Source organism: Streptomyces sp. Xyl84, assembly GCF_059731885.1.
Window position 1 is genome coordinate 3,671,467 of record NZ_AP029182.1, and the last position, 19,888, is coordinate 3,691,354.

General features: G+C 70.3%; 14 protein-coding genes. 3 read left to right on the forward strand and 11 right to left on the reverse strand.

The genetic code is table 11. From position 1 onward, the window contains the following. The first annotated feature begins 12 nt into the window (after positions 1 to 12). The gene (locus AC6I72_RS15915) at positions 13 to 630 is read left to right on the forward strand and encodes a GNAT family N-acetyltransferase (protein ID WP_498001492.1); all 618 of its coding nucleotides are present in this window, start codon (positions 13 to 15) and stop codon (positions 628 to 630) included. A 112-nt stretch (positions 631 to 742) separates the two neighbouring features. On the opposite strand, the gene trxA is transcribed toward AC6I72_RS15915, so the two are convergent. From trxA to AC6I72_RS15950, 7 genes are all read right to left on the reverse strand, one after another. After that, complete coding sequence (gene trxA, locus AC6I72_RS15920) at positions 743 to 1,075, reverse strand: thioredoxin (RefSeq protein WP_037856215.1); 333 nt, start codon at positions 1,073 to 1,075, stop codon at positions 743 to 745. A 49-nt stretch (positions 1,076 to 1,124) separates the two neighbouring features. Beyond that, positions 1,125 to 2,096: a thioredoxin-disulfide reductase gene (gene trxB, locus AC6I72_RS15925; protein WP_037856217.1), complete on the reverse strand. Its 972-nt coding sequence runs from the start codon at positions 2,094 to 2,096 to the stop codon at positions 1,125 to 1,127. A 190-nt stretch (positions 2,097 to 2,286) separates the two neighbouring features. After that, positions 2,287 to 3,231 carry an anti-sigma factor family protein gene (locus AC6I72_RS15930; protein ID WP_498001493.1) on the reverse strand — a complete coding sequence of 315 codons (945 nt, stop codon included), beginning with the start codon at positions 3,229 to 3,231 and terminating at the stop codon, positions 2,287 to 2,289. Then, the gene (gene sigM, locus AC6I72_RS15935) at positions 3,228 to 3,953 is read right to left on the reverse strand and encodes an RNA polymerase sigma factor SigM (RefSeq protein ID WP_498001495.1); all 726 of its coding nucleotides are present in this window, start codon (positions 3,951 to 3,953) and stop codon (positions 3,228 to 3,230) included. The genes AC6I72_RS15930 and sigM overlap by 4 nt, the downstream gene beginning before the upstream one ends. A 26-nt stretch (positions 3,954 to 3,979) precedes the next feature. Beyond that, positions 3,980 to 5,704, reverse strand: a complete 1,725-nt coding sequence (locus tag AC6I72_RS15940; RefSeq protein ID WP_498001496.1) for a protein kinase family protein — start codon at positions 5,702 to 5,704, stop codon at positions 3,980 to 3,982. 119 nt (positions 5,705 to 5,823) lie between these two features. Further along, the gene (murJ, locus tag AC6I72_RS15945; protein ID WP_498001497.1) at positions 5,824 to 8,292 is read right to left on the reverse strand and encodes a murein biosynthesis integral membrane protein MurJ; all 2,469 of its coding nucleotides are present in this window, start codon (positions 8,290 to 8,292) and stop codon (positions 5,824 to 5,826) included. Between the two features lie 45 nt (positions 8,293 to 8,337). Further along, positions 8,338 to 10,878, reverse strand: a complete 2,541-nt coding sequence (locus AC6I72_RS15950) for a DUF6049 family protein (RefSeq protein ID WP_498001498.1) — start codon at positions 10,876 to 10,878, stop codon at positions 8,338 to 8,340. A 303-nt stretch (positions 10,879 to 11,181) separates the two neighbouring features. Between AC6I72_RS15950 and AC6I72_RS15955 the strand changes: the two genes are divergently transcribed. Beyond that, positions 11,182 to 12,624: a CCA tRNA nucleotidyltransferase gene (locus AC6I72_RS15955; RefSeq protein WP_498001500.1), complete on the forward strand. Its 1,443-nt coding sequence runs from the start codon at positions 11,182 to 11,184 to the stop codon at positions 12,622 to 12,624. A gap of 161 nt (positions 12,625 to 12,785) precedes the next feature. On the opposite strand, the gene AC6I72_RS15960 is transcribed toward AC6I72_RS15955, so the two are convergent. From AC6I72_RS15960 to AC6I72_RS15975, 4 genes are all read right to left on the reverse strand, one after another. Then, the gene (locus AC6I72_RS15960; protein WP_498001501.1) at positions 12,786 to 13,301 is read right to left on the reverse strand and encodes an LppU/SCO3897 family protein; all 516 of its coding nucleotides are present in this window, start codon (positions 13,299 to 13,301) and stop codon (positions 12,786 to 12,788) included. 126 nt (positions 13,302 to 13,427) lie between these two features. Beyond that, positions 13,428 to 14,690: an MFS transporter gene (locus AC6I72_RS15965; protein ID WP_498001502.1), complete on the reverse strand. Its 1,263-nt coding sequence runs from the start codon at positions 14,688 to 14,690 to the stop codon at positions 13,428 to 13,430. An 87-nt stretch (positions 14,691 to 14,777) separates the two neighbouring features. Next, a complete protein-coding gene (locus AC6I72_RS15970; RefSeq protein ID WP_365523618.1) occupies positions 14,778 to 15,860 on the reverse strand; it encodes an inositol-3-phosphate synthase in 1,083 nt (360 codons plus the stop codon). Between the two features lie 44 nt (positions 15,861 to 15,904). Next, positions 15,905 to 16,588: a PadR family transcriptional regulator gene (locus AC6I72_RS15975; protein ID WP_498001503.1), complete on the reverse strand. Its 684-nt coding sequence runs from the start codon at positions 16,586 to 16,588 to the stop codon at positions 15,905 to 15,907. Between the two features lie 398 nt (positions 16,589 to 16,986). Between AC6I72_RS15975 and AC6I72_RS15980 the strand changes: the two genes are divergently transcribed. Beyond that, positions 16,987 to 19,743 (forward strand): transglycosylase domain-containing protein, encoded by a 2,757-nt coding sequence (locus tag AC6I72_RS15980; protein WP_498001504.1) that lies wholly within the window; start codon positions 16,987 to 16,989, stop codon positions 19,741 to 19,743. The last annotated feature ends 145 nt before the right edge of the window (positions 19,744 to 19,888 follow it).

Consider the following 19,888-nt stretch of genomic DNA (forward strand, 5'->3'; position numbering starts at 1 on the left):
GGATCAGCCTTCATGGGCCGTAGGCTCCTGCCGCTCACGCTGGACAACCTCCATGACCTTCCTCAGCGCTGCCGTGCGTGCGTCTTCTGGGAACTGGACCCGGTCAGCGGCGAGGACGCGGTGAGGGCGGGCACGTCTGCCGTGGAGAAGGAGGCGTGGATCTCCGCCGTTCTGCTGGACTGGGGCTCGTGCGGACGCGTCGTCTACGTCGACGACGTACCGGTCGGCTTTGTGCTCTACGCTCCCCCCGCCTATGTGCCCCGCTCCACGGCCTTCCCCACGAGCCCGGTGTCACCGGACGCGGTCCAGCTGATGACAGGCTTCGTTCTCCCCGGCTATCAGGGGCAGGGGCTGGGACGTGTGCTGGTCCAGACGGTCGCCAAAGATCTCCTGCGGCGCGGCTTCAAGGCCATCGAGGCCTTCGGGAACGCCCGCTGGAAGGAACCCGCCTGTGTGCTGCCGGCGGACCATCTGCTGGCGGTGGGCTTCAAGACGGTCCGGCACCATCCCGCTCATCCCCGGCTCCGCCTGGAGCTGAGATCGACCCTCTCCTGGAAGGAAGACGTGGAGATGGCTCTCGACCGGCTGCTCGGTGCGGTACAGAAAGAACCCGCGCTCCGCCCCCTGTGATCCCTCAGCAGCCGTCGACAAGGGCTCCGTACGCCGAATGGGCCGACCCGTCAGGGTCGGCCCATTCGTGTTTCACGTGAAACATCGCGCCGTCGGCTCACGACGGCACGCCTCACTCGGCGATGAAGTCCTCCAGGTCGCGCACGATCGCGGCCTTCGGCTTCGCGCCGACGATGGTCTTGGCGACCTCGCCGTTCTGGTAGACGTTCAGCGTCGGGATCGACATGACCCCGTACTTGGCGGCCGTGCCCGGGTTCTCGTCGATGTTGAGCTTGACGATCTCGATCTTGTCGCCGTACTCGGCGGCGATGGCCTCGAGGGACGGGGCGATCTGGCGGCAGGGACCGCACCAGGCGGCCCAGAAGTCCACCAGGACGGGCTTGTCGCTCTTCAGGACGTCCTGCTCGAAGGAGGCGTCGGTCACTTGCTTCAGGGTGCCGGCCACGGCGGGCTCCTTAGTTTCTTCGTGTACGTGCGGTGGGGCGGGCGGGGGTTCAGACAGTGGTCTTCTCGGGCTCGGCCTTCTGCTCGTTGTCCGCGAGGGCGGCGAGGAACCGCTCGGCGTCGAGGGCAGCGGAGCAGCCGGTGCCGGCAGCGGTGATGGCCTGGCGGTAGGTGTGGTCGACGACGTCACCGGCCCCGAACACACCCGTCAGGTTGGTGCGCGTGGAGGGCGAGTCGACCTTCAGGTAGCCCTCTTCGTCCAGGTCGAGCTGTCCCTTGAACAGCTCGGTCCGCGGGTCGTGGCCGATCGCGATGAACAGACCCGTCACCGGCAGGTCCGACAGCTCACCGGTCTTCACGTTGCGCAGCTTCAGGCCGGAGAGCTTCTGCTCGCCCTGGACCTCGGCGACCTCGCTGTCCCAGACGAACTTGATCTTCGGGTCGGCGAAGGCGCGCTCCTGCATCGCCTTGGAGGCGCGCAGGGTGTCCCGGCGGTGGACGATCGTCACGGACTTGGCGAACCGCGAGAGGAAGGTGGCCTCCTCCATCGCGGTGTCACCGCCACCGATCACGGCGATGTCCTGGTCCTTGAAGAAGAAGCCGTCGCAGGTGGCACACCACGAGACGCCGCGCCCCGAGAGGGCGTCCTCGTTCGGCAGACCGAGCTTGCGGTGCTGGGAGCCGGTGGTGACGATGACGGCCTTCGCCCGGTGCACCGTGCCCGAGGTGTCCGTGACGGTCTTGATCTCACCGGTGAGGTCGACGGAGACGATGTCGTCCGGTACCAGCTCGGCGCCGAAACGCTCGGCCTGGGCCCGCATGTTGTCCATGAGGTCGGGGCCCATGATGCCGTCGCGGAAGCCCGGGAAGTTCTCCACCTCGGTGGTGTTCATCAGCGCACCACCCGCGGTGACGGCACCCTCGAACACCAGCGGCTTCAGCGACGCGCGCGCGGTGTAGAGGGCCGCTGTGTAGCCTGCGGGCCCGGAGCCGATGATGATCACGTTGCGGACGTCGCTCACGGCTAGATTCCTCGTCTCTGGACTGTGTCCTACGGCCGGTGGAGCTTCTCTCGGTGCTCTCACCCCACCCAACGGATCCTACGGGGCGTGCATTCCCGGTGTCCCCGGGCACACGGGGGCGCCGTGGCACAGGGGAACCGCATCGCACGAGAACCCGGTGACCTTTTCTGGGCCGGGCCCGGGGCGGTGCTCAGGAACGCGTATAGGGATGAGACAGCAGCACCTCGGCCGCGCTGGAAGGGTCCTGGACACAGGAGGCGTCCACGACGTAGGCGGTGACCCGGGAACCGGGACCGGAGGGGTCGGACAGCACCACGAGGTAGGCGTCCTTGCCGTCGTAGGTGCCAGGCTGGGCGGCCAGGGGGGTGCCGGTGCTGTGGATGCTCTGCCGGACGCAGGAGGGGACCGGGACGGTCGGGTCGCTCTTCAGCATGTTCGGCTGCCCGGGGCCGGTTCCGGTGCCGGTGTCCGCCCCCGTTTCTGCGTTCGCGCCGAAACTGTGCGGGGCACGGGTCGTGCTCTGCGTCTGCGGCGCCTTGTCGAGGAGGTGGCTCACCTGGCTCTCGAGGCTTCCCGCGGAGAAGGTCCGTGTGGAGGCACTCGGCCGGGCCTGTGCGGCGGCGTCGGAGCCCGTGTCGTCGTGCTGGGACGCCAGGACCACGGTGGCGACACCCAGTGCGGCAATGGTGCAGGCGGCGCCCAGGGCGGCGATCCCGCGACGCACACGGCGTGGGCGGGGCTTGCGGCCCGGTCCCGTCTGCGCGGTCCGGACGTTTCCTGCGGGACGGCCCGTCGTCGATGTTTCACGTGAAACATGACTCCGGTCGTCGCCCCCTTCGGCGCGAGGGACCACGTCCGCTTCGGTGGCTGCGGCCGCGAGGACGGCAGGGGAGGGCTCCGCGGCGAGAGCCGCGTCGATACGGTCCGCGATGTCGGCCGGCATCCTCTGCGGGGCAGGGAACGTGCCGAGCAGATCCCGGATCTCCTCCAGCGAGGACCGGACCTCGGCGCATGATCCGCACGCGCCCAGATGCCGGCGCAGTTCCTCCGCCCGGGAAGGAGTGAGCAGCCCTTCGGTGAGGTCGGAGATCTCCGAGACGTCCGGGTGCCCGGCCGTGTCCGTCGTGGATGTCACGCTCGCCCACCTCCGCCCTTCACAGCAGCTGAATCGCCTGGTCCCGTGTGCCGCACGTCCCCGCCCGGAGGACCCGCTGCCGGTGGGACGGATGCCCGCTGCGTCCGGTTCCGTCCGGCCTCCGGTTCCGCGTCGTCCCCGGAGCCGTCCGGCCGGAGATGGGTGAGCAGAGGCAGGAGTCTGGCCCTGCCCCGGGCGCAACGGCTCTTCACCGTCCCCACTGGGACGTCGAGGATCCGGGCGGCCTCGGCGACGGGGTAGCCCTGCATGTCCACGAGCACCAGGGCGGCCCGCTGGTCGGCGGGGAGCGTGCCGAGCGCCTCGACGAGCTGCCGTTGCACGTCGTTCCTCTCGGCGGGCGCGGACGCCGACTCGTGCGGCTCCAGCAGGTGCTCCAGGCGCTCGGTGTCGTCCACCGGTGAGGTCTTGCGTGAGGCCGCCTTGCGGACCCGGTCCAGGCAGGCGTTCACCGTGATCCGGTGCAGCCAGGTGGTGACGGCCGACTGCCCGCGGAAGGTGTGGGCGGCACGGTAGGCGGAGACGAAGGCGTCCTGCACGGCGTCGGCGGCCTCCTCGCGGTCGCCCAGCGTTCGCAGGGCGACCGCCCAGAGGCGGTCACGGTGACGCCGTACGAGTTCTCCGAAGGCGTTCCGGTCGCCGTCCACGTGGCGGGACAGGAGGTCCTGGTCGCTCGCGTCGCGGTAGGCGCTGTCGTCCGCCATCGGACCCCCTCCCCCTCGCTGAGACGTCAGCCCGTGAACTTCACTTCGGTGACGGCCTGCTTGTAGCCGGCGTTGCTGTACGTACTGGCGTCGGCGCCCGAGTACGGCACGGCGGTGAGCCAGACGAGGACGTACCGGGTCTTCACCGGCTTGGCGGGCTTCACGGTGGCGGTGGCACCGCTGGTGGTGGCCTCACCGATCTTCTGCATCGAGTCCAGGGACGCCGGGGCCAGGGAGTCGGCGGCGTACAGCTGGACCGTGGTGTGGTCACCGCTGTACAGGAGGCTCACGGACGCCTTGCCGAGGTCGTGTGCCGAGCCGAGGTCGTAGACGATGCCCACGCCCGGTTTGAAGGGCGCGAGGGGCGGCCCCTCCACGAAGGTGCTCGTCTTCCAGTACGTCGACGGGTTGCTGTCGTACGTCTTGCCGACGTCACCGGGGTGCTGTGCGTCCCCCTTGGCGACGAACTCCTGCGCCCCCTGGATCGGGATCGGCCGCAGCGGCTTCGGCTGCTGGTCCTTCTTGTCGTTGCCGTCCTGCGTCTGCGTCTGGCTGTCCTTGGTGGACTTGCCGCCCCGGTCCATCAGGGCGTCCGCGAGCTGCCAACTGCCCAGACCCAGTGCGGCGATGAGGAGTGCCGACACGGCCCACTTCAGGGCCTTGCCGGTCCGGCTCTGCAACGGGGGCGGCGGGGCGTGCACCGGCTGCGTGATGCCGGGGTGCGGTGCCGGGCGGCCGTACGTGCCCTGCTGGTACGACGTGCCCTGGTACTCCGGCGGCGCGGTGAACGCGGGCTCCGGCGGGCGGATCCGCGGCATCTCGCCGATCGCCTTCACCAGTTCCTCCGGCGTGGTGCACGGGGACTCGTGACGCGAGGCGGTGGCGCCGTCGTTGGCGAGCGCGCGCATGGCCAGCTCGGACAGGCCGCGGTGGACTCCGGCGCGCACCTGGTCCGGGGGGATGAGTCCGACGTCCTTGGGCAGGCCGGACAGGCCGTAGGCGTCGTTCTCGTACGGCCAGCGCTGGGTGAGCGCCGCGTACAGCAGTGCGCCGATCGCCTCGGTGTCGGAGCGCTGCGGGGTCTCGGAGCTGATGCCGCGCAGTGCGGCGTTCACGGCGAGGCCGCGGATGCGCCACTGTCCGGTGGAGGCGCGCAGTACGGCGTTCGGGTTCAGGCGCAGGTGGGCCAGGCCCTCACGGTGCGCGACGGCCATCGCGGAGGCGACCTGGCTGACCAACTGGTAGGCGTCGTGCGGCTCCAGCGGTCCGGTGGCCAGCAGGGTGGTCAGCTCGGTGGCGTCGGGGAGCCACTCGTGGACGACGTAGACGAGGTCGTTCTCCTCGACGGCATCGAGGACCTGGACGAAGCGGGGGTCGCCGAGCAGGGCCGAGGAGCGTGCCGCGGCGAGGACCGAGCGGGCGCGGGAGTGGTCGGCGGGCAGGATGTGCACGCCGACGGCGCGGCGGAGCTTCTCGTCCACCGCACGCCAGCTGCTGAATCCGTCCAGTCGGGTGACGCATTCCTCGAGGCGGTAGCGTCTGGCGAGTTTGTGGCCGCTGTGCAGTTCGGGCGGTGTGGTCTTGTTCCCGGGACGTTCGGTCCCGCCGTTGCCGTGCGCCTGGTCGATGTCCGTGTCCCGCTCCCGGTTCTGGGCCACCCCGTCGGCCGTGGACTGGTCCGCCTCCGCGGTCAGCGGCTCGTCACCGCTGTTGTCTGCCACGTCGACGGCAGCCGTGCTCCGTTCCGCCACCGTCGCTCCTGCCTCCCCATCCCATCGCGCGCTGTCCGACGCCGAAACCAATTGTGCCCACAGTCCGGCGCTATGCACGACACACGGCGGCGGACGATGGTTGTGCGCCTACCCCCGCCTCAACGTCCCAGCCGTCCGCGGACCATGCCGACGAGCGAGTTGAGTTCCTCGATCCGCATGCGGCGGGCCGCGACGAAGAAGATGCCGAACAGCAGGGCCCCCCCGGCCAGCAGCGCGGCGAACGAGCCGACGACACCCTGGCCCAGGGTGTGGCCGATCTCGTAGCAGGCCGCGCCGCTGACGAGTGCCGCCGGTACCGCGGCGATGCAGAGCCGGGCGTAGGTCCGCAGGACGCGGGAGCCGTCGAGGTCGCCGCCGAGCCGCTTGCGCAGCCGGCTCCAGGCGACGCCCACGCCGATGGCGTAGGCCAGACCGTACGCGGCGGACATGCCGATCACGGACCAGCGTGCCGGGAGCAGGAAGTAACACAGAGCCGAGGCGCCCGCGTTGACCGCGGCCACGATGACGGTGTTGTAGAAGGGCGTCCGGGTGTCCTCGTAGGCGTAGAAGGCGCGCAGGACGACGTACTGGACGGAGTACGGGATGAGGCCGAGGGCGAAGGCCATCAGCATGTACCCCATGTTGGTGGCCTCCCCGGTGCCCGAGGAGCCGAAGATCAGGGTGCACATCGGGATGCCGAGCGAGACGAAGCCGAAGGCGATCGGCACGATCGCGACGGCTGTGGTGCGCAGGCCCTGGGAGATGTCGTCGCGGACGGCGCCGGCGTCGTTCTCGTGGGCCGAGCGGGAGATCCGCGGCAGCAGGGCGGCCATCAGGGAGACGGTGATGATGGCCTGCGGCAGGCCCCAGATCAGCTGGGCGCTGGCGTAGGCCGCGTAGCCGGTGCCCTGGACCGGCGAGCTCTTGCCCGCCGCGGTGGACAGCCGGGTCACGACGACGTTGCCGGCCTGGTTGGCGAGCACGAACAGCAGGGTCCACTTGGCCAGCGCCGCGGCCTTGCCGAGTCCGTGGCCCCGCCAGTCGAAGCGCAGCCGCAGCCGGAAGCCGGTCTCGCGCAGGTACGGGATCATGGCCAGGGCCTGGACGACCAGACCCAGCAGGACGCCTGCTCCGAGGAGCCGCTGGCCTTCCGGCGGGATGTTCGTCACGCCCATGCCGGAGTGGGCGGCGGTGCCGTACACCCAGATGAACGCGCCGAGCGTCACGATGATGACGATGTTGTTCAGGACCGGGGTCCACATCATCGCGCCGAACTTGCCGCGCGCGTTGAGGACCTGGCCCATCACCACGTGGATGCCCATGAAGAAGATCGAGGGCACGAAGTAGCGGGTGAAGGTGACGCCGACCTCGTTGGCCGCCGGGTCGCCCGCCACCGAGGGGGACAGCAGGCGGATCAGGAGGGGCGCGGCGAGGACCGCGACGACGGTGAGGGCGCCCAGCGCCACCATGACGAGCGTCAGCAGCCGGTTGGCGTAGGCCTCGCCGTTGTCGTCGTCCTCCTTCATGGCCCGCACGAGCTGCGGCACGAAGACCGAGTTGAGACCGCCGCCGACGGTCAGGACGTAGATCATGGTCGGCAGCTGGTAGGCGATCTGGAAGGTGTCGCCGAGCAGGCCGAGGCCCAGAGCCGAGACGATCATCGCGGAGCGGATGAAGCCCGTGAGCCGGGAGACCAGCGTGCCGGCCGCCATCACGGCGCTCGACTTCAGCAGCCCTGATGCCTTGCCGCCCTTCTTCGCCGCCTGGGCGGGCGGCGGTGCGGCGGCGGGCGCCTCGGCTACCGCCTGGGCGCCGGCCGCCGGGGTGGGGGCGTACGGCCCCATCGGGCCCTGCCCGGCGGCCGGAGCGGGGGCGGGACCGGGCACGGAGGGCGGCTCGACGGGCGGGTGACCGCCCATGCCCTGCGGGTCCTGCGGAGCCTGGTAGCCCTGCTGGCCGGAGGGCTGGTAGGCGTTCCGGTCCGCGGAGGGGTAGCCCGCCTGCTGGTCCTGGTAGGCGGGCTGTCCGGGCGTCTGGTAGCCGCTCTGGCGGGGGTCGTAGCCGTACGGTCCCGGGTCCTGCGGGTTCTGGTAGGCGGCCTGCCGGGGGTCCTGGGAGTAGCCGCCCTGCTGCTGGTCGCGGAAGAGGTGGGCGAAGGCGTCCGGCTCCTGCTGCTCCTCGGCGGAGTGGGTGACCAGGTCGTCCACGCCCACGAACTGGGTGGTGCGGGGATCCTCGCCGTAGGGGAGGTACTGGGTGGTGCCCGACGGCTCGGGCGGCGGGGTCTGCGCCCAGACGCGGGGGTCGGGCGCGTAGGGGGAGGGCGGCGGGCTGCCGTACAGCGGCTGCTGCGGTTCGTACGAGCCCGGGGGCGGCGGTGGGTGCGCGGCACGGTCGTACAGCGCCTCGCCGACCGGGTCCTGGGCCGTGAGGTCCTGCGCCCGGTAGGGGTCCTCGGCGTAGGCGTCCTGGAGGTACATGTCGGCCGGAGGCTGCTGCGGCACCTGGCCGTGCTCGGGCGGCGGGGTGCCGGGGTGGCCCGAGCTGCCCGCGGCCCGGCCGCGGTCACCGTCGTACGGCGCGTTCATGGTTACCCCACCTCATCGTCCCGGGCCCTCCGGGCCACGACATCCTCAACGGTCCACTTTCTCACCCGTGCCGGACGGGTCGGCGCTTTCGGATGCGGTGTCCGGTGTCGGGTCACTCGGCTGCTCCCGGTCTTCTCCCGGGGTCTGGCCGCCCGGCTCCTGCCTGAGACGTTGCGCGGGGCCCGCGGGGTTCTCCGGGCCGTCTCCCCCGGGGCGGCCCGCTGTTCCGGGGCCGTCCGGGCCGCCGGAGGCGTCGGCGCCGTCGGGTGCCTGCGCGGTGTCCGACGTGTCCCCGGTGTTCTCCGCGTCGCCCCGGGTGTCCTGCGTCTTCCCGGCGTCCTGCGCGTTCTCGGGGCCCTTGGCGTCCTGCGCGTCCGCGGGGTCCTGCGCTTCCCGGGCCGCTGCGCGCTTGCGCTGGGTGTACATGCGGAATCCGGCGAGGACGAGCAGCAGCACGCCGCCGCCGATGACCAGCATGACGGTGGCGGTGACCTCGGTGACCTTCACGTCGAAGGTGACCGGGGCACCGTACTCCTGGCCGTCCTGCGTGTAGAGCTGGGCGACCACCGTGACCGGCCCGTTGGCATTGGCCGACGTGGTGAACTTCACGGACTGGCTGTGCCCGCCGGAGACGGCGATCGGCTGCTCCGCGTACGCCTTGCCGCCGATCTTCAGGCGGGTGGGGTTGGTGGAGGTGAGCCGCAGCACCAGGTGGTCGACGTCCTGCACCAGGTTGTTCTGCACGGTCACGGGGATCGTCGCGCTGTGGCCGGAGAGCTTGGTCTCCGACTTGTCGATCAGTTTGACCTCCCCCGAGAGGTCGTCGAGGTAGGCCCGCACACTGTCCCGGAAACTCTCCGCCGCCTTGCTGTGGCCGCGCCAGGACGTGGACATCTCCCGGTTCAGGGCGCGCCCGAAGGGCGTGACGACCCGGGACGCGTAGGTGAGGACCACCTTGAAGTTGTCGACCTTGTCCTGCGTCGTGGCGATCTCCGAGAAGGCCGGACGCCGCAGCTCCTGCCGGCGCAGCGAGGAGGGGTAGTCCGAGGACCGCGGGACCCTCGTCGTGGCGCCGGGGTCCGGCTTGGCCTTGGCGGCGGCGGCCAGGTCCTGGGGCTGGGACCAGGTGCCCTGCTGGAGCGCGAGCAGCGCCTGCGCCATGGCCTGGGCCTGGCTGGTACTGGGCATGCGCTGCGGGGCGACGACGATGCTGCGCTGCTTGCCGGTCTGGCCGTCGATTTCGAGGCTCTGGGCGAGGAAGCGCTGCACGGCGAGTGTGCTGGCCCCTGCCTGCGACAGGTCCCCCTCGAACGCGGTCGACAGCCGGGCGTCCGCGACGACCGCCGTGGTGCCCTGGCCGATCGGCCGGGCCGCGGAGGGCGTGTAGGTCAGGCCGTCGGGTTCTTCGAGGCTGTCGCTGCGCGCGATGACCTTGTCGGCCCCGGCGGAGGTGGCGACGCGGACGATCGCCGGGTCCACGGCTCCGTCCACCGGCCAGGCGAAGTCCGTGGCCGGTTTGACGTGGAGCACCGTCTCCACCGTGCTGGCGGCGACGTCCGTGGCGTCCTTGAGCTGGCTCAGGGAGCCGGAGACGCTGGTGCCCCGGTGGGCGAGCGCGGCCAGGTCGGGGTCGGCGAAGGGCAGCGCCACCACCTCCTTGCCGGCCACCGCCTGCTGCAGCTCGGCGAGCCACTGCTTGGCCACCGCCTGGTGGGTTCCGGCGACGGGGGTGGCGGAGGCGTCCGTCCGGATCAGGTAGTTGCGGGTCATGGCGTCGACGGACGCCAGCAGGTCCGGGTCGATCACCCAGGTGACGTCGAGATCCTTGCCGAGGGCGAGCATCCGCTCCAGGCGGCCGCCGGGGGCGAGGTCCTTGGCCAGGTCGTCGTCGAGGAAGACGGGGGTCTGCAGTTCGCCGGGTCCTGTCTCCGCCGTCATGTGGACGGTGGAGACGAGGGGCCACAGGAAGGTCGTCTTCGTCTTCGTGTCCGCCTCGGACGGCTGCCACGGCAGGAACGTGTGCTGGATGCCCAGCACCTGTTCCCACGGCTGGGCCGGCGTCTGCCCGGACAGCGAGACGGAGAACCCGTAGACGCCGTCGGCGCCGAGGTCCAGCTTGGAGGCGGGCACGGAGATGCTGAAGTGCTGGGCGACGCCGGGCTGCAGCGCGGCGAACTCCTGCGTGTACTTGCCGCCGAGTTCGGAGCCGTCGGCACCGGGTTCGAAGTCGGTGCGCCGGGCGACGGCGTCGATCTCGGACCGGGTGTCCAGGTGCGGCCCGACCCGCAGCCCGACGTGTGCGTCGGTGACCGCCTGCCTGCTCTTGTTCGTCACGGTGCCCGACACGGTCAGCGTGTCCCCTGCGGAGGGGACGCTGGGACTGAGGGCGTCGAGGGACACCGCCACCGTGCGCGACCCGGAGACCGCCACCGGTGCCTGCCGGCCGGAGGCCTGCGCGGCCGGAGCGGCGGAGAACTGGAGCAGCCCGGCCAGCAGGGGTGCTCCGGCGAGCAGTGCACCTGCTCGCCGCAGCCAGCGGCGGGCAGGTGAGGGACTGGTCCCCAGGAAGTCTGCCGCCTCGGCCACGCGCTCGCCCGTCCCTCGTCGTCAGTGGTCGTCGGAATGTGCGTCCACGCATGGTAACGAGACGCGCGGAGCGGAAGTGCCGCGGAGGCGGCCACAAGATCGGCGGGAGACAGGGGCGCGCCCCTTGATATGCGCGTATCCGGGGATGCTGTTCGTTACGTCACGATGGGGCGGTCTTGCGCGGATAGGACGCGGGTGGCGGAGCGCTCCGCGGCCTCGGGTCCGGGGCGGCCCGGCGGGAGGCGGACCGTGCCGGGCGACGGCGACGCGGCGCGGCCCTTCGGACACGTACCCTCTTCTGTTGTGCCGAACGCCAACGATGACACTCCCCCTGCCCTGAGCCAGGTGCAGCAGCGCGCGGTGAGCGAGCTGCTGCGGGTGGCCCCCGTCGCCGACGACCTCGCGCGCCGCTTCCAGGAGGCCGGGTTCTCCCTCGCCCTGGTCGGCGGCTCCGTCCGGGACGCGCTGCTCGGCCGGCTCGGCAACGACCTGGACTTCACGACGGACGCACGTCCCGAGGACGTGCTGAAGATCGTGCGGCCGTGGGCGGACGCCCTGTGGGAGGTCGGGATCGCCTTCGGCACGGTGGGTGCGCAGAAGGACGGCTACCAGATCGAGGTGACGACCTACCGGTCGGAGGCGTACGACCGCACCTCGCGCAAGCCCGAGGTGTCGTACGGCGACTCGATCGAGCAGGACCTCGTCCGGCGCGACTTCACCGTGAACGCGATGGCCGTGGCGCTGCCCGAGAAGGTGTTCGTCGACCCGCACGGCGGGCTGGAGGACCTCGCGGCACGGGTGCTGCGCACTCCGGGCACGCCGGAGGAGTCCTTCTCCGACGACCCGCTGCGCATGATGCGGGCCGCGCGCTTCGCCGCCCAGCTCGACTTCGAGGTCGCTCCCGAGGTCGTCACGGCGATGACGGAGATGGCCGGGCGCATCGAGATCGTCTCCGCCGAGCGGGTGCGTGACGAGCTGAACAAGCTGATCCTGTCCGCGCAGCCGCGCAAGGGACTGACCCTGCTGGTGGACACCGGTCTCGCCGATCGGGTGCTGCCCGAGCTGCCCGCGCTGCGTCTGGAGCGGGACGAGCACCACCGGCACAAGGACGTCTACGACCACACGCTGATCGTCCTGGAACAGGCCATGGCCCTGGAGGAGAAGGCCCCCGACCTCACCCTGCGGCTGGCTGCCCTGCTGCACGACATCGGCAAACCCCGCACGCGCCGTTTCGAGAAGGACGGCCGGGTCTCCTTCCACCACCACGAAGTGGTCGGTGCCAAGATGACCAAGAAGCGCATGACCGCTCTGAAGTACTCCAACGAGCTGGTGAAGGACGTCTCGCGCCTGGTCGAGCTGCACCTGCGCTTCCACGGCTACGGCACCGGTGAGTGGACGGACTCGGCGGTCCGCCGCTACGTGCGCGACGCAGGCCCGCTCCTCGACCGGCTCCACAAGCTGACCCGCTCCGACTGCACCACGCGCAACAAGCGCAAGGCGGTGGCACTGTCGCGCGCGTACGACGGTCTGGAGGAGCGCATCGCGCAGCTCCAGGAGCAGGAGGAGCTGGACTCGATCCGCCCGGATCTCGACGGCAACCAGATCATGGAGATCCTCGGCGTCGCACCCGGCCCGGCCGTCGGCCGCGCCTACAAGCACATGCTGGAGCTGCGCCTGGAGAACGGGCCGATGGGCCACGACGCGGCTGTCGCGGCTCTCAAGGAGTGGTGGGCCCAGCAGGACTGAACGACCGGGACGCGGGGAGGCCGTGGACGTGTTTCACGTGAAACACGTCGGCGCCACCCCGGGAACCCGAAGACGGGGAAGGGCCGGTGTTTCACGTGAAACACCGGCCCTTCGCCCTGCGCGGCCCCCTCGCGGAGAGCGGTGGGGACCTGCTCGACGACCTACTTGGCGTCCTTCAGGCAGAGCACCACGTCGTGGCCGCCGCCGGACTGGACGTAGGAGATCGTCGCGTCCTTGACGGTCTTGCACTTGTCCTGGTCGGTGGAGCCGTCGAACTTCTCGACCACCTTGTACTGCGCCTTGTCGGAGGAGCAGTCGACCTCCTTGAGGTCCGCCTTGGTCATCGTGCCGTCGTTGTGCATGCACGAGCCCACCGACGTGGTCTCCGCGTCGTCGCGGCTCAGGAACCAGCCCAGTCCCAGGGCGCCGCCGAACTTCAGCAGGCCGAGGAGGACCACGACGACGACGCCGCCGACGACGCGCAGCACCTTCTTGCCGCCGCGCCTGGCCGGGGCGGGCGGCGGCACCGGGGCGCCCTGCTGCGGGAAGGGAGCGTACGGCTGCTGCGGCGGATACGGCTGCTGAGGGACGCCCGGCTGACCGGCCTGCTGCCCCGGGGGAGGGACGGGAGCCTGGGCGTACGGATTCTGGCCCTGGGGCGGCGGCGGAGTGGTCACTTGGGGGTCCCCCTAGAACATAGGCACGATGACGCGAACATGGCGTCGAAATAAGACGCACGTAAGCTACAGGCCTCCACTGACATGCCCGTACTCCTCGGGGGCTCTGTGGCGTTGATGTGACACTTACCGGCGGTCGAACCGGGTCATAGCCACAGCAACCGCTCCGTAGATCACGGCGATCGTGATCACCAGGGCCACCGATCGCCCGTCCGGTGGGAGCATCACGGCGGCGACGGCCGCCGCGCCCACGAACGCGACGTTGAACAGCACGTCGTAGACGGAAAAGATCCGGCCGCGGAACCCGTCCTCGACGCGGGACTGCACGACCGTGTCCGTGGCGATCTTCGCGCCCTGCGTGGTGAGGCCGAGCACGAAGGCCGCCGGCAGCAGCGGACCCGTGGCGAACGGCAGGCCGAGGGCGGGTTCGAGGACCGCGGCCGAGCCGGCGCACACGGCGATCCAGCGGGCGGGGCCGCCGAGTGTCCCGGTCGCCCACGGGGTCAGGACCGCCGCGGCGAAGAATCCGGCGCCGGAGGCGCCCAGCGCCAGTCCGAGCAGACGCAGTCCGTCCTCCGGGTCCGAGGCCAGGCCGTAGCGGCAGAGCATCAGCACCATGACCGTCAGGGCGCCGTAGCAGAACCGCATCAGCGTCATCGCGGCCAGGGCCCGGGCGGCGGGCCGGCGCGACGGCGCGCCCAGGTGCCGTACCCCTGCCAGCAGCGCCCGCGCGGTGCCGGTCAGTGCGGTCCCCAGCCGGGGCCGGCGTGCCCGCCGGTCGGGGCCGAGCAGGTCCCGGGCCATGAGCAGGGACGCCAGGGCGGCGCACAGGTAGAGGGCGGCGGCCAGCAGTATCACGGCGGTGTCGGAGTCGGCCCCGGCCAGACGTGTCACGAAGGCCAGCCCCCCGCCCCCGAACGCGGCCAGGGAGCCCGCGGTCGGCGACAGCGCGTTGGCCATCACCAGCCGTTCGGCGTCGACCACCCGCGGCAGGGCGGCGGACAGGCCGGAGAGGACGAAGCGGTTCACGGCGGTGACGCACAGCGCGGAGACGTAGAACAGCCAGGTGGCGGCGCCCGCCGCGATCAGGGCGGCGGTGGCGGCGGCCAGCACCGCGCGGACCAGATTGCCGTAGAGGAGGACCTGACGGCGCCGCCAGCGGTCCAGCAGCACACCGGCGAACGGGCCGATCAGGGAGTAGGGCAGCAGCACGGCCATGGCGGAGGCGACCGCGGCGGCCGAGGCCTGGTGCTCCGGAGAGAAGACGACGTAGGCGGCGAGCGCGACCTGGTAGACACCGTCGGCGCCCTGGGAGAACAGCCGTACGGCGAGCAGCCGTCTGAAGCCCCGCAGGCGCAGGAGGACGCGCAGGTCACGGACGACGGCCATGGGGCACAGCCTCACATACGGGAAGGTCCCCGGGGCGATCGCCTCGGGGACCCTCTCAGCCCTGGCAGGAGCGTTGTGCGGGGTGTGTCAGCGCTCGACGTCGCCGCGGATGAACTTCTCGACGTTCTCCCGGGCCTCGTCGTCGAAGTACTGGACCGGCGGGGACTTCATGAAGTACGAGGACGCCGACAGGATCGGGCCGCCGATGCCGCGGTCCTTGGCGATCTTCGCGGCGCGCAGCGCGTCGATGATGACGCCCGCGGAGTTCGGGGAGTCCCAGACCTCGAGCTTGTACTCGAGGTTCAGCGGGACGTCGCCGAAGGCACGGCCCTCGAGGCGGACGTAGGCCCACTTGCGGTCGTCGAGCCACGCCACGTAGTCGGACGGACCGATGTGGACGTTCTTCTCGCCGAGGTCCCGGTCGGGGATCTGGGAGGTGACGGCCTGCGTCTTGGAGATCTTCTTGGACTCCAGGCGCTCGCGCTCGAGCATGTTCTTGAAGTCCATGTTGCCGCCGACGTTCAGCTGCATCGTGCGGTCCAGGATGACGCCCCGGTCCTCGAACAGCTTCGCCATGACGCGGTGCGTGATGGTGGCGCCGACCTGCGACTTGATGTCGTCACCGACGATCGGGACGCCCGCCTCGGTGAACTTGTCCGCCCACTCCTTGGTGCCGGCGATGAAGACCGGGAGGGCGTTGACGAAGGCGACCTTGGCGTCGATGGCGCACTGGGCGTAGAACTTCGCCGCGTCCTCGGAGCCGACGGGCAGGTAGCAGACGAGGACGTCGACCTGCTTGTCCTTGAGGATCTGGACGACGTCGACCGGCTCCTCGGCGGACTCCTCGATGGTCTGGCGGTAGTACTTGCCGAGGCCGTCGAGGGTGTGGCCGCGCTGCACCGTGACACCGGTGGAGGGGACGTCGCAGATCTTGATGGTGTTGTTCTCGGAGGCGCCGATGGCGTCCGCGAGGTCCAGGCCGACCTTCTTCGCGTCGACGTCGAAGGCGGCGACGAACTCGACGTCACGCACGTGGTAGTCGCCGAACTGCACGTGCATGAGGCCGGGCACCTTGGACGCCGGGTCGGCGTCCTTGTAGTACTCGACGCCCTGCACGAGCGATGCGGCGCAGTTGCCCACACCGACGATGGCTACGCGAACCGAACCCATTCCGGTTGCTCCCTGTGTGTACTCGGTGAAGCCCCGACGGGACCTCACGTGGCGGTGTCGCCGGGCGTATCCGGCCGGGAACGCTCCCCGGTCCGGGGCAGGCCGCCCGTCGCTCCATTGGTGGTGTCCTGCTGAGCGGGCCCCCCGTCGGCGGACCCCTTGAGGTCCCGACCTGCCCGCTCGCTCTCGATGAGCTCGTTCAGCCAGCGCACTTCGCGCTCCACGGACTCCATTCCGTGGCGCTGCAGCTCGAGGGTGTAGTCGTCGAGGCGCTCCCGGGTGCGCGTGAGGGAGGCGCGCATCTTCTCCAGACGCTCCTCCAGACGGCTGCGGCGGCCCTCGAGCACGCGCATGCGGACGTCGCGCGAGGTCTGCCCGAAGAAGGCGAAACGCGCGGCGAAGTGCTCGTCGTCGTAGGCGTCCGGGCCCGTCTGGGAGAGCAGCTCCTCGAAGTGCTCCTTACCTTCCGCCGTCAGCCGGTAGACGATCTTGGCGCGGCGTCCGGCGAGCGGGGCGGCGAGGGCGTCCTCGGTGGTGTTCCCCGGTTCCTCGGTCAACCAGCCGTTCACGACCAGCGTCTTGAGGCACGGATAGAGCGTCCCGTAGCTGAACGCACGGAAGACGCCCAGCGATGTATTGAGCCGTTTGCGCAGCTCATAGCCGTGCATCGGGGACTCGCGGAGCAGGCCGAGTACGGCGAACTCGAGGATCCCGGAACGCCGGCCCATCGTCGCCTCCTCTCTGCCGCGACCCGGTGGCGGCGGATGCCGTACCGGGTGCCGTGACGGTCTTTATCTCAAGCTGATGTATCGACTCGATACATCCAGACGATAGAACGGCCCCGCGCATGCGACAAGAGGGGACAGGGTGAACGGGATCACATCCCTGTCTCGGTGAATCCAAGTTGCCTGGTTTGGGGTGAACTTCGGGACCCGGCGGGTTTTGGCGGTGCGTAGTCTGTCCGCCATGCACAACACCGGGAACCGAGTGACGCCCGGGGACGTCCTCGTCCCCGGTGCAGTACGGGTGAATGCGCTACCGACCGCATCCGTACTTCGGGGGGACCGGAAACCAGCCGCTGTTTCCAGGCGCGCACGGGTGCGCCTGCCCGAGGAGTAGTCGTTCGATGAGCGAGCACCGTCGCAAACCGCCGCAGCCGCAGGGAGGCGGACGTGCCGCGGCCCGACGCGGTCAGTCCGGTTCGTCCTCCGGTCGCCGTGCGGCCCCGCGAGGCGCCACCGGGTCCGCCGCCGACTCCTATGGGGGCGCCTCCGGGGCCACTTCCCATGGGTCGGGTTCGTACGCGGGCCAGGAGGAGCGCCCCTACGGGGGCCGCGCCGAGGCCCGCCGGGCGGCGCAGCGAGGCGGTGGCCGGCGCAGAGGAGGCGACTCCGGCGGCCGCCCTGGCTCCACGGGGCCGGGACGCGGCCGCGGACGGACGGCTCCCCCGGCCAAGAAGCGGTTCATCGACTACCCGCGCGCGGGCAAGTACGGCTGGCGGCGCTGGACGCCGTCCTGGAAGCTGGTGACGGGCCTGTTCGTCGGTTTCGTGGGCGGGCTGGTGGCGGTGGCCGGCATCGGGTACGCGATGGTGGCCATCCCGAACATCCAGGAGACGGCGACCGCCCAGAACAACGTGTACTACTGGGCCGACGGCAGCGAGATGGTGCGGACCGGCGGTGAGATCAACCGCCAGATCCTGAACTACTCCGACATCCCCAAGGACATGCGCTACGCGGTCATCTCGCAGGAGAACAAGACCTTCGAGACCGACAGCGGCATCGACCCCAAGGGCATCGCGCGCGCCGTGTTCAACATGGCCAGGGGCGGCCAGACCCAGGGCGGGTCCACCATCACCCAGCAGTACGTGAAGAACGCGATGCTGAACGACCAGTCGCAGACGGTCTCCCGCAAGTTCAAGGAGATCTTCGTCTCGATCAAGGTCGGTGCCAAGCTCCGCAAGGAAGACATCATGGCGGGGTACCTCAACTCCTCCTACTACGGCCGCGGGGCCTACGGTCTCCAGGCCGCTTCGCGGGCGTACTTCAACAAGGACGCCAAGGACCTGGACGCCGGGGAGTGCGCCTTCCTGGCGGCGGTGCTCAAGGGCGCCACGTACTACGACCCGGCCGGCTCGACGGCCATCGACCCGTCGGCCACCCCCGAGGCCAACACCAAGCGGGTCACGCGCCAGATGCAGGACACGCTGGACAAGATGGTCGAGTACGGCCACCTCAGCGCCGGTGAGCGGGGCAAGTACAGGTCGCTCCCCAAGTGGCAGAGCCCGCGGTCCAACACCCGGATGAGCGGGCAGGTCGGTTATCTCGTCGACCTGGCCAAGTCCTACGTCGTCCACAACACGGGCATCAGCGCGGACAAGCTGCAGCAGGGCGGCTACCAGATCCACACGACCTTCGAGAAGGACAAGGTCGAGAAGCTGAAGACCGCGGTGGAGAAGGTCCAGAAGGCCAACATCAAGCCCAAGCTGCGCCCCAAGACCGACACGCACGTGCAGTTCGGCGGCGCCTCGGTGGACACCAAGACGGGTGCCATCAAGGCGATCTACGGCGGTGTGGACTGGACCAAGCACTTCACCGACAACGCGGACGCCACCGGTGCCCAGGTGGGCTCGACCTTCAAGCCGTTCGTCCTGGCGGCGGCCATGCGCGACGGCGTCCGCGACCCGAACGGGGGCCCGACGCAGGGGGCGGACCAGCGCACCCTGGTCTCCCCCAAGAGCCGGTACAGCGGCAAGAACAAGCTCAAGATCAAGAAGTACGACGGGACCGTCTGGAAGAACGAGCAGGGCGAGGAGTGGCTCCAGACCAATGACGGAAACGACAACGTCGGCACTCCCCCCAACTACATGATCGACCTGCGCGAGGCGATGCGGCAGTCGGTGAACTCCGCCTTCGTGCAGCTCGGCATGGACGTGGGCCTGGACAAGGTCGAACAGGCGGCGCTGGACGCGGGCCTGAAGAGGGACAGCCTGGCCGGTACCACGTTCCCGTCCTTCTCCATCGGCATCTCCGACCCGAGCGCCATCCGCATGGCGGGCGCGTACGCGACCTTCGCCACCAGCGGGAAGCAGAACGAGCCGTTCTCCGTCACCGAGGTCAGGAACCAGGACGGGACGGTCTACGAGCACAAGAGCGCGACCAAACAGGCCTTCGACGCCAAGGTCGCGGACAACGTCACCGACGTGCTGAAGACCGTGGTCGACAAGGGCACGGGTACCAACGCCAAGCTGCCCGGACGCGAGGTGGCCGGCAAGACCGGTACCACCGACGGCAACAAGTCCGCATGGTTCGTGGGCTACACCCCGCAGCTGTCCACCGCGATCGGCATGTTCCGGCTGGACGACAACGAGAAGAACAAGTCGCGCACGTTCCTGGAGATGTACGGGACCGGTGGCCAGAAGCAGATCCACGGTGCCTCGTTCCCGTCCGAGATCTGGCACGACTACATGATGGAGGCGCTGAAGGGCCAGCCCGCGGAGAAGTTCCCGACGCCCGAGCCCATCGGCAAGATCCTCAACGCCGCGCCCAGCCCGACGCCCACTCCCACGGCCACCCAGACCGAGGAGACCAGCCCCTCGCCGTCGATCACGCCCACCGAGACCGAGGAGACCAGCCCGTCCCCGCCCGCACCGCCCTCGCCCTCGCAGTCGCACTGCGGCTTCTGGGGCTGCACGGACGCCGGAGGGCAGAACGGCGGCAACGGAGCCGACGGTGGCAACGGAGCCAATGGAGGCAACGGTGGCAACGGCGGAAACGGCGGCAATGGAGCCAACGGCGGCAACAGTGCCGACGGCGGCGGGGGAGGGTTGAACCAAGGCACCGGCTCCTCACCGACGCCCACGAAGTCGTCGTGGTGGCAGTAGACCCGGTGGCACAGGCCGAGGCGCCTCGGCGTCGGCCATGAGCCGGGCCACCGCCCCGCTGGGCCGTTTCACGTGAAACATGGGCCGCCGCACCGCTCCGGTGCGGCGGCCCACGGCGTGTTCCCCGTCGCGTACGGCAGGATGT

Coding starts and splice junctions, on each gene's coding strand:
- AC6I72_RS15965 (WP_498001502.1), bottom strand. CDS start 14,690: ATGGCCGTCGTCCGTGACCTGCGCGTCCTCCTGCGCCTGCGGGGCTTC.
- AC6I72_RS15980 (WP_498001504.1), top strand. CDS start 16,987: ATGAGCGAGCACCGTCGCAAACCGCCGCAGCCGCAGGGAGGCGGACGT.
- AC6I72_RS15975 (WP_498001503.1), bottom strand. CDS start 16,588: ATGGGCCGGCGTTCCGGGATCCTCGAGTTCGCCGTACTCGGCCTGCTC.
- sigM (WP_498001495.1), bottom strand. CDS start 3,953: ATGGCGGACGACAGCGCCTACCGCGACGCGAGCGACCAGGACCTCCTG.
- AC6I72_RS15915 (WP_498001492.1), top strand. CDS start 13: ATGGGCCGTAGGCTCCTGCCGCTCACGCTGGACAACCTCCATGACCTT.
- murJ (WP_498001497.1), bottom strand. CDS start 8,292: ATGAACGCGCCGTACGACGGTGACCGCGGCCGGGCCGCGGGCAGCTCG.
- AC6I72_RS15970 (WP_365523618.1), bottom strand. CDS start 15,860: ATGGGTTCGGTTCGCGTAGCCATCGTCGGTGTGGGCAACTGCGCCGCA.